Source organism: Paraburkholderia sp. J69-1, assembly GCF_905220255.1.
Classification (GTDB): Bacteria; Pseudomonadota; Gammaproteobacteria; order Burkholderiales; family Burkholderiaceae; genus Paraburkholderia.
On sequence record NZ_CAJMZG010000043.1, the window covers coordinates 1 to 14,610 of the forward strand.

A 14,610-nucleotide genomic window follows, 5' to 3' on the forward strand; every position below is an offset into this window, starting at 1 on the left:
AGGCAGTCGGCGGCATGACTGGGCCTGAGTCGCGCCTCGGCCTGGACTATTTGGGACCTAAAATTTGTCAAAGCCATCCTCAAAGCGGACATAACGAAATTGCCAGCGCGATCCCAGCGACCGTTCTACGATAGGTAGTTCAGTCTACGGTAGCGGAGAGCGCCATGAACGAGGTCACGCTGATCGGCATCGATCTGGGCAAGCATGTCTTTCATCTGCGTGCACAAGATGCAAAGGGAAATGAGGTGCTCCGCAAAAAAGTTTTCTCGGACGCAACTGTGTCAGCTCTTCAGCAATCTGAAGGTGGTGACGGTAGTATGGAAGCATGTGCGGGTGCGCACTGGCTTGCACGCAAGCTCAACGAACTGGTGACCCTGCCTCGTTCCCACGTACAGCAGATCATGTAGCGATCAACGCGGCCTCGAAGTCGACGGGAGTAAGAAACCCTATCGCGGTGTGCAGGCGCTCTCGATTGTAATAGCCCTCGATCCAGTCGACGATCTCCAGACGAGCCTCTGCTCGCGTCTCGCAGCGAACCTGATAGATTCTCTCGACTTTCAGGGTCTTGAAGAAGCTTTCCATCGGGGCGTTGTCCCACGCATTGGCACGACGGCTCATGGAGACGTTGCCTTGAATCCGGCGGTCAGCTTCCGGTATGCCCGGCTTGCATATTGCGCCCCTCTGTCGGAGTGTAATTGCAGTCCCGGTGCCGGTTTGCGTTGCCAGCACGCGCTGCTGCGCAGTGCCTGGCAAACCAGCTCGGCGTCGATGCGTTCGGACATTGACCAGCCCACTATTCATCGACTACCCAGATCGAGAATCGCCGCGAGATACAGCCAGCCTTCGCCGGTCCTGACGAACGTGATGTCGCCGCCCCACGTGCCATCAGGCTGCCAGCCATCGAAACGACGATCGAGCAGGTTCGGTGCTACGGAAAGGCTGTGCGTCGAGTCCGTCGTGACCCGATAGGCACGCCTGTAGACCGGATGCAAGCCCTGGCGCTGCAAGCTACGCGGCACGCGCTCTTCGCTCGCCGGCCAACTTTGGGCTCGCAATTGCCGCACGATACGCGGACGGCCATAGGCGCCACTGGCAATATCTGCTGCGTGAAACGCCCAGAATCTGGCATAGCCGGGTGACGCTGTACTGGTCGCGGTAATCGTCGATCCAGGCGTCCCTCACCGCGCCACCTTCGCGAAGTACGCCGTCGCTTTTCGAAGTATCTCGATATCCACTTTCGCACTGGCGAGCTCCTTGCGCAGCCGGCTGTTCTCTGCCTCCAGTTCGCTGATCGGGCGCGTCGCACATGCAGCGCTCACATCGCGACCACTCGTCTCGACACCGTCTTCGGAACCGCGACTACGCCAACTCTAGTTCCCTAGCGTCGCCACCGGCACCCCGAGCCTGCGCGCCGCTTCATGCTGGCCGACTGTTTCAGCAAGCCTGATGGCCTCAACCTTGAATTCGTCCGTATATTGTCGTTTCGGCACTGACTTCTCTGACATGCAATCGTCCGTACCAACAGGAAACTAACAAATTTCCTGCTGTACGCGAAATCGAGGCATGGTCATACATCCGGCATGGCACAACGACCTTGTTTACTGCGCTCAATGCACCGACGGGCGAGGTCATCGCACAATGCAAGTCGCGTCACCGGCATCAGGGGTTTCTGGTCTTTCTGAAGCACGTTGATGAGGCGGTTCCGGAGGAACTTGACGTGCATCTGATCGTCGATAACTACGCTACGCATAAGCACCCGAAGGTCAAGGCATGACTGGCCAAACACACGCGGTATCACATGCACTTCACGCCGACTTATTCAAGCTGGCTCAATCAAGTGGAGCGCTGGTTTGGCCTGATCACACAGCAAGCTATCCGACGTGGATCCTTCAAAAACGTGCGCCAATTGATCAATAGCATTGAATGCTATGTCGCTCAGTACAACCAGCACAACCGTCCATTTGTCTGGACCGCGACCGCCGATTCAATCATTCAGAAGGTGGCCCGGCTATGCAAAGTTATTTCTGGGACGGAATACTAGTGCCCTCTGATACGTGGGGCCGCTGTACCTAGCGCCTGTGATGTGCTCGACGCGCAGCCATTCTGCATCAGTGCTCGCATGCTGGTTCCGTGCAATCCAAAGAAAACATCGAAGATCGTCCGAGCTTGAGGTCCCAAGTCTATTGCTTGTGTTTTTTTGCATATTGGATGGGTTTTTTCGTCTATTGGCTGTGGAAATTCAAATAACTATACTCGGTCGCATTCCGCTGAACCAGAACGCGGCGTGAGCTGCCACGGATGCTGAACTTCGGGCGCGTCAACACAAATGAAGGGAGACACAGTATGGACATCCGGTCCTCCACTAGCGGTGTATCCCATGCGGCTGTGCCTAGGTTGCGAACTCATGACTACATTCCGGCGCACTTGGCCAGCATGGCCGACACGACGGTCGAGTGGAACGACTTCTTTCGGGACAGTACTGCTGCAGCGTTCAGTTTCGATGCGTCTTGTTTCTCATGCTCGATTAGATTTTCGGCACGCTCGCGGCCTCCACGACCTATGGAGTGGGCCGCATTCCTGTCTATGAGCGATGCGCGGCCATGGGGTGGGATCGCTAGAACCCTTGAGAGAGTTCATGATGAACGCAGTTACACAGGCATCGAATGCTAGCGTATCAACCGTCAAGCTGCTGATCGGCGGCAAGTTTGTCGAGTCGGCTACGGCCGAATGGCGCGATGTCGTCAATCCGGCCACGCAGGAGGTGCTTGCGCGTGTCCCGTTCACGACGATCGCCGAAGTCGATGCGGCCGTCGGGAGTGCGCATTCAGCGTTCGCAACATGGAAGAACACGCCGATCGGTGCGCGCCTGCGGATCATGCTTAAGTTCCAGGCACTGATCCGCGAGCATATGCCACGCATTGCGAAGACACTTACAGCCGAGCATGGCAAGACGCTTCCCGATGCCGAGGGCGACATTTTCCGCGGGCTGGAAGTGGTCGAGCACGCGTGCTCGATCGGAACCTTGCAGCAGGGCGGATTTGCGGAAAATGTGGCCGGTCGCGTCGACACGTACACGCTGCAGCAGCCGATCGGCGTGTGCGCGGGCATTACGCCGTTCAACTTTCCCGCGATGATTCCGCTGTGGATGTTTCCGATGGCGATCGTCTGCGGTAATACATTCGTGCTCAAGCCTTCGGAGCAGGATCCGCTTTCGACGATGCAACTCGTCGAACTCGCACTCGAAGCGGGTATTCCGAAGGGGGTGCTCAACGTCGTGCACGGCGGTAAGGAGGCGGTAAGGAAGTGGTCGACGCGATCTGCTCGCATCCACTCGTGAAGGCTATTTCGTTTGTTGGGTCGACGCCCGTTGGCACGCACGTCTATCGCCTCGGAAGCGAACACGGCAAGCGCGTGCAGTCGATGATGGGGGCAAAGAACCATGCGGTCGTTTTGCCCGATGCAGACCGTGAGCAGACGATAAATGCCCTTGTCGGCGCCGGCTTCGGCGCCGCGGGGCAGCGCTGCATGGCGACTTCCGTTGTCGTGCTGGTGGGCGCGTCCAAGGACTGGTTGCCTGAACTGGTTGAGAAGGCAAAGACGTTAAAGGTGAATGCCGGCCATGAACCCAAGACCGATGTCGGACCGCTCGTTTCACGTGCGGCAAAGGCGCGTGTGCTCGGGCTCATCGAATCTGGGGTGACGCAGGGCGCGTCACTGGCGCTCGATGGCCGCCACGTAAGGGTGCCTGGATACGAAGATGGGAATTTCGTCGGTCCTACGATCTTCACCGACGTGACGACCGACATGGACATTTATGCGCAGGAGATTTTCGGTCCGGTCCTCGTGGTCCTGACCGCGACCACACTTGATGAAGCGATCTTGATTGTCAATGCGAACCCTTTCGGTAACGGCGTGGGTCTCTTCACGCAAAGCGGCGCGGCCGCGCGCAAGTTCCAGAGCGAGATTGATATCGGCCAGATTGGTATCAACATTCCTATTCCGGTGCCAGTGCCGTATTTCAGCTTCACGGGCTCGCGTGGTTCGAAGCTCGGCGATCTGGGGCCATACGGCAAGCAGGTCGTGCAGTTCTACACCCAGACCAAGACGGTGACCGCGCGCTGGTTCGATGATGCTACCGTCAACGACGGTGTGAACACGACGATTAGCATGCGCTAGCCCGTGAGTGAGGTTAATCAGCCAACCTGCTCGCCGACATGGCAACGCGCCTGAACGCTGCTCGCTTTCTCGTCCATCACGCAGCCCAACTGCGAACGCTTGGCAAGCCGCGCCTGTCCGAGGCATCGCATGCGAAGCTGTATACGTCCGAGATGGCGGGGGAAGTTTGCTCGCACCCGATTCAGATCCACGGTGGCTATGGTTACCTGAACGACTATCCGGTCGAGCGTCACTATCGGGACGCGCGGATCACTCCGATCTACGAGGGCACGAGTGAGGTAGAGCGCATGGTGATCGCGCGCCAGCTTTAGCTGCATGCACCGCGCGCACTGGTCAGGCAAATTAAGTAATAAAAGGGCGCTTGTGCGCCGATGGAGACAAAATTGACAGGCTTTACGCATTCTGCACAGACCTTCCTCGCCGGGCGTGACCTGCTACTGCGTCACCGCACCGACTATGAGCTCGCGTATAAGGAATTTGCGTGGCCGAAGCTCGACACCTTCAACTGGGCGCTCGACTACTTCGATGAAATGGCGCGTGGCAACGACAGCCCGGCGCTGTGGATCGTCGACGATCCGACTTGCGACGGAACAAGGCTCACCTTCGCTCAGATGGCTGAGCGGTCCTCGCGCGTGGCAAATTTCCTCCGGGAGCAGGGCGTTGCGCGTGGCGACAGACTACTGCTGATGCTGCCCAATCGCGTTGAGCTGTGGGAGGTGATGCTCGCCGCGATGAAGCTTGGCGCGGTGGTGCTGCCTGCGACAACGCAGCTGTCATCGGATGACGTTCGCGAGCGAGTCGAGATCGGGGCCGTGCAATTCGTCATTGTCGATGGAAGCGAGGTGGGGAAATTTGACGGGGTCGATGCGACAGTCAAGCGCATCGTGGTGGACGCGCGAGCAGCGGTCATTCAGGACTCGATCGATTTTACGCTGGCGTATGAAGCGAGCCCAGTTTTCGAGCCGGACGGCCCGACGAACGCCACCGACCCGCTACTGCTGTACTTCACCTCCGGCACGACGTCGAAGCCAAAACTCGTCGAGCATACCCATCAAAGCTATCCGGTCGGCCATCTCTCGACAATGTACTGGATCGGGTTGAAGCCGGGTGACGTGCATTGGAACATCAGTTCCCCAGGCTGGGCGAAGCATGCGTGGAGCTGCTTTTTCGCGCCGTGGAACGCGGGCGCATGCGTGTTCGTCTATAACTACACGCGCTTCGCACCGAAGGAAACACTAAATGTGCTGGTGCAATGTGGCGTCACGACACTCTGCGCTCCGCCGACAGTCTGGCGGATGCTGGTGCAGGAGCCCCTTGCGTCGTATCCGGTTAAGTTGCGGGAGATCGTCGGAGCGGGCGAACCGCTTAATCCTGAAATCATCGAGCGCGTACGTCACGCGTGGGGTATCACGATTCGAGATGGCTTTGGTCAAACAGAAACGACCTGCCAGATCGGCAACTCTCCGGGCCAGCTAGTAGTCGCGGGATCGATGGGGCGCCCGCTGCCAGGCTACCGTATCGAACTGGTCGACGCGGACGATCAAGCCGCAAGCGAGGGAGAAATTGCACTGTCACTCGCGCATCGTCCAACCGGTCTGATGACTTGTTATGCCAACAACCCGCCGGCGACCGAGTACGCGATGCGCAACGGCCTTTACCATACATCCGACATCGCATTGCGGCGCGATGACGGCTACTTCGTGTACGTCGGACGAGCAGACGACGTATTCAAATCTTCCGACTACCGCCTTAGCCCTTTCGAGCTGGAGAGCGTCCTCATCGAGCACGAGGCGATTGCCGAGGCGGCTGTCGTCCCGAGCGCGGATGCGGTTCGTCTGTCGGTGCCGAAGGCATTTGTCATCGCGCGCGAAGGCTACAAGATCGGACCGGAACTCGCTCGCGAGGTTTTTCGTTTCTCGCGCGAGAAACTCGCGCCTTACAAACGGATCCGGCGATTACAGTTCACCGATTTACCCAAGACCATCTCGGGAAAGATTCGCCGCGTTGAACTGCGGCGCCGCGAAATGGCTCGCGCCATGGGAGCAGCAGAGCGCTTCCCCGACGAATATTGGGAAGAGGACTTTCCTGAACTGCGCTGAACATGTATCTGCATGTGGCGATGCTGCGTGCGAAGTCCCAGCATTGGCGACCGTTGCTAGGTCTACGGAGAAGCTGAATGATCGAGTTTGAACTTACCCAAAACGGCGCTGTGGCTATCGTGACGCTGACGCGTCCGCCCGCAAACGCGTTTACACCCGATGGCCTGCGGCAGTTGCAGCAAGTCATCCGAACTTACGACGAACAGCCCCACGTGCGCGCGGTAATCGTCACCGGCAGTGGCCCGAAATTCTTCAGCGCGGGGGCAGATCTGAACACATTCGCCTCGGGAAATCGCGACGTTGCACGCGATGCAGCGTCTGCCTTCGGCGCTGCCTTCGAAGCCGTTCAGAATGCCCGCCCCGTTGTAATCGCGGCGATTAATGGTTATGCAATGGGGGGCGGACTGGAATGCGCGCTCGCTTGTGATATCCGCATTGCGGAGGAGCACGCGGTGTTGGCTCTGCCCGAGACGGCTGTGGGCCTGTTGCCGTGTGGTTGTGGTACACAGACGCTCCCATGGCTCGTCGGCGAAGGCTGGGCCAAGCGGATCATTCTTACTGGCGAGCGTATCAATGCGGCTACCGCGCAGCGCATCGGGCTGGTCGAGGAAGTGGTTGCCGCTGGCGAGGCACGAGAAGCAGCGCTCGCGATGGCCGCGCGTGTCGCGTCTCTCAGTCCGCATGCGGTGTCGTTCAGCAAGGAACTGATCCATCAGGGGCGCAACGGCGTGCCGCGGGCCGCAGCACTCGCCGTTGAGCGTGAGCGTTTCGTCGACCTGTCAGGAACGCCAGATCAGCTCGAAGGCGTGAACGCATTCCTCGAAAAGCGGGCACCGCGATGGAGCACGATGGCGGAGCGCGGCGCATGAACGCCACGCCTGATTTCGAGCCTTCCTCGACGTCCATTTCATCCGAGGTTGGCGGCACCGGAAGCGAAGTACTGTTTCGTGTAGTAAACCGCGTCGCCGTCATCACCTTGAATCGACCAGCGGCGCTCAATGCATTGTCGCACTCGATGGTGCGCGACATCGCGGATGTGCTCGAACGTGTGCGCAACGACGACCGGATCGTTGCACTCGTGCTGCGTGGTGGAGGTCCGAAGGGATTTTGCGCAGGTAGTGATGTGCGGGCGTTGTACCAGCTCGCGCGTGGCGGACAGCGCGACGGTGAGAATGGCTGGCTGCAGTTTTTCATTGATGAATACCAGCTTAACCATGCACTGCACAGATTCCCGAAGCCGGTTGTCGCGCTGATGGATGGGGTCACGATGGGCGGGGGAATGGGACTCGGCCAGACCGCGCAGATCCGGATTGTGACGCCCCGCACGAAAATCGCAATACCGGAGACCCGCATCGGGATGGTGCCGGATGTTGGTGCGACCCGTTTTCTTGCGGCGATGCCGCTGGCGACCGAACTGTACGTCGGGTTGACCGGTATTACTCTGTCGGGCGCGGATGCAGTGGCATGCGGACTGGCAGACCTCTGTGTACCGGCCGAATGGCTCGACGACTTCGAGGGCCGGTTGGAGCGGATGATATTTGAGGGGGATGTGCTGCAGGCGCTGCGAGCAGCTTTTGCTCCGGAGGGTGTCAGGGGCATACCGAAGGCCACGTTGCCCGCGTACATGCCGTTGATCTCGCGACACTTCGACCGGCACGTGGGAATTGAGCAGATCGTGAGCACGCTCTCTGCCGAGCTTTCCCGGCACCCTCCGCAACCTGAAGCAGACTGGTTGCTCGCGACGCTCGACGCACTGACGCAATACTCACCAACGATGTTGATGGTCACGCGTGAGGCGCTGCTGCGAGGGCGCCAGATGACACTCGCAGAATGTTTCCGAATGGAACTCGGCATCGTCTCGCGAGCGATCGGGGAGGGGGAGTTTTGTGAAGGCGTGCGCGCGCATCTCGTTGACAAGGACCGCAAGCCCCGCTGGATTCCGGCGAAGCTCGTCGAGGTTCGTGCTGAGCGCGTACAGCATTTTCTGTCTTCGCCGTGGCGCAGCAGCACGCATCCGCTTGCCGGCTTGTGCGATTGACGTTGACAGGCGAACAAGGCCGTTATCACGGGGCGCGGGCGATACGTTGGGACTAGGGCGACAATGTAATGCGCCTGCCCCTGCCCCCTCCGGGGAGACGGGTAAAAAGAATGTTATCAAAGAGAACGGATGGACGATGCAATGAAGATTCTGGTAGCGGTCAAGCGGGTCGTGGATGCCAACGTAAAAGTACAGGCAAGGTCGGACGGGACTGGGGTGGACACGTTGAACCTCAAGATGTCGATGAATCCTTTCGACGAAATCGCGGTGGAAGAGGCAGTACGCCTGAAGGAGGCGGGCATCGCGACGGAGGTAGTCGCCGTGTCTGCGGGAATAGCGCAGGCACAGGAAACGCTGCGCACCGCGCTTGCAATCGGCGCGGATCGCGCCATCCTGATTGAATCAGACGAGGAGCTACAGTCGCTGGCCGTCGCGAAGCTGCTCAAGGCGCTGGTGGAAAAGGAGCAGCCTCAATTGGTGATCCTCGGTAAGCAGGCAATCGACGATGATTCGAACCAGACCGGCCAGATGCTGGCTGCCTTGGCCGATCTGCCGCAAGCCACCTTCGCTTCAAAGATCACGGTAGCCGACGGCCGTGCAACGGTTGCACGTGAAGTCGATGGCGGCGCGGAAACGCTGTTGCTGACGCTGCCCGCCGTCGTCACGACGGACCTGCGCTTAAACGAGCCGCGCTACGTCACGCTGCCGAACATCATGAAGGCGAAGAAGAAGCCGCTGGAAACGATCAAGCCTGAAGATCTTGCTGTGGACGTCACGCCGCGTCTGAAGACCCTCAAGGTTGTCGAGCCGCCGAAGCGTTCGGCAGGTGTGAAGGTCGCCGACGTGAAGACGCTGGTGGAAAAGCTGACCGTCGAAGCAAAGGTCCTGTAAGAATAAGGAATACAAATGACAATACTTGTGATTGCTGAACACGACAACGCAGTGGTGAAGGTTACTACGCTGAACACGGTGGCGGCGGCGCAGAAGGTTGGGGGGGACGTCCACGTTCTGGTGGCCGGGCACAATGCGCATGACGCGGCAGACGCGGTTGCGAGGATCGCTGGTGTGACGAAGGTTCTCCACGCCGACGCCCCCCAACTGGCAGCCGGGTTGGCGGAGAACGTTGAGGCGACAGTTTTACAGGTGGCACAGGACTACACCCACATCCTGGCGCCCGCTACGGCGGTAGGAAAAAATGTCGCGCCGCGCATTGCGGCGAAACTGGATGTTGCGCAGGTGAGCGATATCACGGCAGTGGTGAGCCCGGACACGTTCGAACGGCCGATCTATGCAGGCAACGCAATCGCCACCGTCCGATCGGCCGATCCGGTGAAAGTGCTCACGGTACGCACGACCGCTTTCGATGCAGTGGCAGCAGAAGGGGGAGCCGCCACAATCGAGAAGATCGGGGCGCCGGCCGATCGGGGATTATCGCAGTTCGTGAGCCGCGAGGTGACGAAGCTGGACCGTCCCGAACTGACGGATGCACCAGTTATCGTTTCGGGGGGGCGCGGACTCGGTAGCGCAGAGAACTACGCCACGGTGCTTGAGCCGCTGGCGGACAGACTAGGCGCAGCCCTCGGCGCATCACGTGCGGCGGTGGACGCGGGATACGTGCCGAACGATTATCAGGTGGGCCAGACTGGCAAGATCGTCGCGCCGCAGCTTTACGTCGCCGTCGGAATTTCAGGCGCGATCCAGCATTTGGCGGGGATGAAGGACTCTAAGGTCATCGTGGCAATCAACAAGGACGCGGAAGCAGCAATTTTCAGTGTGGCCGATTACGGATTGGTTGCAGACCTGTTTAACGCGGTGCCGGAACTTGTGCGCGCGCTGAGCTAAATCGGTGGCAGTTTGACAGGGCAAGCGCATCTGCGATCTAAAAGCATGGTTGACGGATGCGCCACTTCGTCTGTCCAAAGCCGAAAATGGCGCTCCGTGGTCGGGACACCCAGCTAAAATGCAAAGGACGTCCGGCAACGACAGAATGGGTGCGAGAAGTTTCAATATGGCATCGGGCCAGAAGCATATGGAACATCAGCCAGTGGACAGCCCGGGCTGTCGTCCAATCTCTCACGACACTCCAGTACCACACCTGCGCTGCGAGCTGCTGCCCCTGCCACGGCTCGTCCATCGGCTTTCACGGTAGAGGCCGAATGCGATGCCGTTGCCCAAAAACGAGTAGCGACCACTGGCGAGCATGACGCTGCGGCTGCAGGTACCGCCCGCACAACATGCAGTTACGTCGATCATCGCGCAGTGTACGACCAGCCAGTCATCGATAGTAGCCTGACACGCCCAAATGCTGTTCCGGCAAATTCTGTGTTTGCGGAAAGACCCGAGTTGTGGTTTCTGCGTGGTAATGCAATGGGTCACCGTTCCGCTCGAACCGGTGCTCCGCTGGGTAAGAGAGGAACTGCACAGACTCGACTCCGTTTCCGGTGGCTCGCACGTCAGATCCACATAGCGGGTCGAGCGTGCCGTAGTGGGCCAACGTCGGCGGGCTCATTGCGCAATGAGGCTGGCCAGACAGGTGCGTGCTGTAGTACTCAACATCCGAGCACGGCAGATTTCGGGAAACAAAGCACGCAACCGAGCTTCCCCCGGGCGTATCCGATGATTGCGAAATTGCCCGCATGAACAATCGCGTCGACTGCTGCTGCGATGAATTCCGCCGCGGTGTTGACCTCAAGCTGCGGCGAGAGCTCGTTCCCGCACCGGTAGTCGTCGGTGGGATAGTCGTTGAGTTCGACCTCATGCTGGACCTTGTCGAAGAGCGTGAGCACAACCGTGAGATTTCCTTTTCCGACATATCGGTGAGCGATTTTGCGCATGTTGGCATTAACGCCGAATATTTCGTGGATCGGCATGCCCGCACCTTCTGGTTTGTCGTCTGGTTCGGCGACCCATCCGCTCATCGGACCGTGCGAGTCACCGCGGTGACTCAATGACGCATCTGTCGCTACCTCGTGAAAAAAGTTGGAGAAATGCCCCGGCTTGTGCCAAAAAACCGGGTTCTTCGCCACGCCTCGCGCTGACGTACGACAAACGCAGAATATCTTTAGAACGTCGCGCTTCGCCACGCAATACACAAACAGTCCAAATAGTCTTTTTGAATATTGCGAGGCGGGCCAGAGCCGGATTCAGGTCAATAATCCATATGCCCGTGCCTTCGCAAGAGCTGCAGAGCGGTTACGAACGCCAAGCTTTTCGTAGAGGTTTCTGAGATGCCATTTAACGGTAGGAAGGCTAAGCGAAAGCTGGTCGGCCAAAGTCTGGTTGCTAAGACCTTCGTTCACCAAGCGCAGAAGTTGTGTTTCTCGCGCCGTGAGCGGTTGTAACTCGTCAACGGGTTCGGCTGTATGTTCAACCGGATGAGCGTTTTGGGAGACGGCTTGCCCATCCGAGTGAGTACAAATTTCGTGAAGCCGATCAAGAAAGCTGATTTCGGCTTGCCGGATCAACCCGAAATCACGAGCGCGAGTGTTGGCAATTACCTTGCCGACTTCCCGTTTGTACAGAATGAATGGATAGAGGAGTGAACCTGGGTGGGCGAGACTGATTGCGCGTGAAAGAGCACGGGCGGCTTCGCGCCCCCTTCCCGCGCGACTGTATGCGTCCATCGACGCAAGTAGGAGAGATACGCGGTCGCTTGTCCGGCCCTGGATGATCGCACTTCTCATTTCGGCATCGATTGTTTCATGGGCCTGCTTGAAGAAGCCCCCAGCAATCGTCAACTCAATACCTGCAAGCAACCAGTCGCCGCGCGCGCGCATCTCTGTGGCAGAAGTGTGGGTCGTCGATTGAAGGACGAGGTCTGCAAGTTCAATCGGGTCCACTTCGGATCCGGAATGTAAGCGACGTCGAATGCGCTGCGCGGTCAATATGGTCATGATACGCGGTGCGTATCGCCGGGCGATCTCGTCAAGAAATGCGTCTGTTGCATTGGAGAGATCCTTACCCGACCTGATCGCGACGCAGGCGCCGAGTCCAAGCTCTGCGGTAACAGGCACGCCATGATGGTTGACGGTCTGCATGCTGCGCATCATCGGGATATGCGCCGCGGAAAACAGGCCGAGGTCAGTCAGCACGCGAGCGTGCACGCTATCGATGATAGTGATCACGGAGGAGTTTTCGCCAAGCTCAGCTGCCACGCGCACTCGTACACTGCTCAGCAACCGGTCGGCAACATTCGGGCGCGCACGGGATAACTCAAGGATCGCGCGCAAAATGCCAATCCAGGCGCGAACGAACATGCTGTGAGATCTTTCGCTCGCACCCTCCGCAAAGTCCAGGTGCCTTTCGCCTTCCGACAGATCTCCGCGGTCTAGGGCCGCCATGGCGGCAACCGCAGCAACAGTTCCAACGCGAAGCGAGTCGTAGTGCTCGGCATTCTCCAGCCAGGCTAGTGCCTGAGCATGTGCGATGTCTAATACGTCGGTCGATACCGCAAGTACGATTCTCAGAAAGGAAAGGTCGGCGATTTCGTCCGGCTCAGCTGTAGGAAAAGGGGGGGCCTCTGAAATGCGCCGATCGAGTAAATCAAGAGCCCACTTTGCCTTTTCGTACTGCATCAGGTGACACAATGCCCAGACGTACCAGCCCTGTGCCTGGAGGGGCAGATGTCCTCCCAGATCCAGCAAAGTCTCTGACCACTCTGCAAAGATTGACATCTGCCCGCAATCCGCGGCGACATGCCGCGCAATGCGTCCAATCAGATTTTCTGCCAACTGGACGTCCGGAGCCCGCAGCGCACTCCCCAAGGCCGAGACGTAGTCTTTCTGATCAGAGTACCATCGGGCCGCCCGCTTCAGCACCTCCGTGCGCCGCTTAGTGGGCATTCGTTCTCTGGATTCCTGCAGTAGGTGCTCACGAAGAAGTGTGTGCAAACGAAACCATCGGCGTCCTCCTCCGACCGCAAAAATCAACAGGTTACGTTGAAGGAGGTCGTCGAGCCAGTCGCGTGCATTCAGGTTACCGGTTATGAATTCTGCGAGGTCCGCGTTGAATTCACGCACGAGGGCAATCTCCATCAGGAAATGTACGCGAGCGGGATCGATAATAGCCAGAACCCGTTCAGTTAGAACACGGGAGATATCCTTCTGATCACCACTGAAATCACGTAGAGGCCTTGAGATAAAGCCCCCTGATGACATGGACTGCGCGAATTGGCTCTGTTCGGAGTAGAGAACCTGCGCCAACCGCACCGCTGCGGGCCATCCCTCTGTATGCGCTTGTATATCGAAAATGGTCCGGTCGTCGGGTCCAGTGAGTCCCGACTTCGTGAACAGTTGCTTGGTCTCGTTCCGGTCAAAGCCGAGTTGCTCTGTGCCCAGCATCAAGCCATCTACTTCAAGCTTCATCCGGACGAAATCAATCGGAAGATTTCTCACACTGGAGACGACTAGGTGCACATTGGGCACCCGATGAAAAGTCAATCGTTCGACAAACACCGCAATCAACGGGTCTACGCACACATCCAGATTGTCGATAAACAACACTGTTCGCCCACGCAGTCGGCTCAGGTCAGTCACGATCGCCTCCATGGCATGACCGGCATCGATCATATCCACGCGGTCGGAGATCGCACTGACCAACTGCATATCGCCTTTATCTCCCATTTGTCCAGAGGCGACCATTGCTTGCCGAAGCAGCGCAAAAACGGAGCGGACGTCCCGCTCGCGTTCGTCGAGAGTGAGCCAAAAACAGCGCTCGCCACTTGAGCAGAGCCAGCGGTGGATCGCACTTAACAAAACCGTTTTTCCATAACCCGGAGGGGCCGTCACGACTGTAAGCCGGGGAAGGGACCGGGAGCGTAGCGATGCGAGCGCACGGGTCGGTACGTATTCAAACGCGAAATCTGGCGGGGAAAAGCGCCCGTGCGACCAATTTTTCCAATTCATTGGATGGGGTACTACCTGACCTACGACGTTTAACCTGGCTGCCGAAATTGAGCACGGTCCCGCCCGCATTTTGCGTCCACCCATTCTGGCTCAAGCGAGCCATGGGCAGGCCCTTCGGTCGAGACATTCAACTTTTGGCAGGTCTCCTTTATCTTTTGCGACGCACAAAACCTGGAGTCAGGTGCGTCATCCAAATCCTGTGCTCCAGATTTTGAACGCATGACGCGCATTCGTGGCCTCGGGTTTGTCCTAGGCGTCAACCTATCCTTTGGGATGGGGATATTCATCACGAACAAGGTTTTAATTCATTTGTAACGGATGCAAAACTGGATAGCACAAAAGCATGCATCGTTTTTCGGTACACCATTACGGCGAAACGTTGATGTGGGGATAG

The 14,610-nt window shown here is 58.4% G+C and carries 7 protein-coding genes and 6 pseudogenes; 9 read left to right on the forward strand and 4 right to left on the reverse strand.

Annotation, left to right across the window (positions count from 1 at the left end; genetic code table 11):
• Positions 1-164: 164 nt before the first annotated feature.
• Positions 165-359 (forward strand): annotated as a pseudogene (locus U5A67_RS39555) (IS110 family transposase); the annotation flags it as partial.
• A gap of 40 nt (positions 360-399) precedes the next feature.
• On the opposite strand, the pseudogene U5A67_RS39560 reads toward U5A67_RS39555, so the two are convergent.
• Together U5A67_RS39560 and U5A67_RS40830 are read right to left on the reverse strand one after the other, a co-directional pair.
• Positions 400-1,298: pseudogene (locus U5A67_RS39560) on the reverse strand (IS3 family transposase); the annotation flags it as partial.
• Positions 1,299-1,373: 75 nt separating this feature from the next.
• Positions 1,374-1,505 (reverse strand): annotated as a pseudogene (locus tag U5A67_RS40830) (transposase); the annotation flags it as partial.
• On the opposite strand from U5A67_RS40830, the pseudogene U5A67_RS39565 reads away from it, so the two are divergent.
• The 8 genes and pseudogenes from U5A67_RS39565 to U5A67_RS39600 all read left to right on the forward strand — a co-directional run bounded on the left by U5A67_RS39565 (position 1,499) and on the right by U5A67_RS39600 (position 10,155).
• A pseudogene (locus tag U5A67_RS39565) lies at positions 1,499-2,041 on the forward strand (IS630 family transposase). The pseudogenes U5A67_RS40830 and U5A67_RS39565 overlap by 7 nt on opposite strands.
• A 597-nt stretch (positions 2,042-2,638) precedes the next feature.
• Positions 2,639-4,176: pseudogene (locus tag U5A67_RS39570) on the forward strand (CoA-acylating methylmalonate-semialdehyde dehydrogenase).
• 20 nt (positions 4,177-4,196) lie between these two features.
• A pseudogene (locus U5A67_RS39575) lies at positions 4,197-4,487 on the forward strand (acyl-CoA dehydrogenase family protein); the annotation flags it as partial.
• 60 nt (positions 4,488-4,547) lie between these two features.
• Positions 4,548-6,275 carry an AMP-binding protein gene (locus U5A67_RS39580; RefSeq protein ID WP_321818675.1) on the forward strand — a complete coding sequence of 576 codons (1,728 nt, stop codon included), beginning with the start codon at positions 4,548-4,550 and terminating at the stop codon, positions 6,273-6,275.
• A gap of 77 nt (positions 6,276-6,352) precedes the next feature.
• Positions 6,353-7,144, forward strand: a complete 792-nt coding sequence (locus U5A67_RS39585; RefSeq protein ID WP_321818676.1) for an enoyl-CoA hydratase — start codon at positions 6,353-6,355, stop codon at positions 7,142-7,144.
• Complete coding sequence (locus U5A67_RS39590) at positions 7,141-8,313, forward strand: enoyl-CoA hydratase/isomerase family protein (protein ID WP_321818677.1); 1,173 nt, start codon at positions 7,141-7,143, stop codon at positions 8,311-8,313. Before U5A67_RS39585 ends, U5A67_RS39590 begins: the two co-directional genes overlap by 4 nt.
• A 141-nt stretch (positions 8,314-8,454) precedes the next feature.
• Positions 8,455-9,204: an electron transfer flavoprotein subunit beta/FixA family protein gene (locus tag U5A67_RS39595; RefSeq protein WP_321818678.1), complete on the forward strand. Its 750-nt coding sequence runs from the start codon at positions 8,455-8,457 to the stop codon at positions 9,202-9,204.
• 15 nt (positions 9,205-9,219) lie between these two features.
• Positions 9,220-10,155: an electron transfer flavoprotein subunit alpha/FixB family protein gene (locus U5A67_RS39600; protein ID WP_321818679.1), complete on the forward strand. Its 936-nt coding sequence runs from the start codon at positions 9,220-9,222 to the stop codon at positions 10,153-10,155.
• Between the two features lie 707 nt (positions 10,156-10,862).
• Here U5A67_RS39600 and U5A67_RS39605 read toward each other — a convergent pair.
• Together U5A67_RS39605 and U5A67_RS39610 are read right to left on the reverse strand one after the other, a co-directional pair.
• A complete protein-coding gene (locus U5A67_RS39605) occupies positions 10,863-11,339 on the reverse strand; it encodes a dienelactone hydrolase family protein (protein WP_321818680.1) in 477 nt (158 codons plus the stop codon).
• Positions 11,340-11,456: 117 nt separating this feature from the next.
• On the reverse strand, positions 11,457-14,099 hold the full coding sequence (locus U5A67_RS39610) for a LuxR C-terminal-related transcriptional regulator (protein ID WP_321818681.1): 2,643 nt from the start codon (positions 14,097-14,099) through the stop codon (positions 11,457-11,459).
• Between the last annotated feature and the right edge of the window lie 511 nt (positions 14,100-14,610).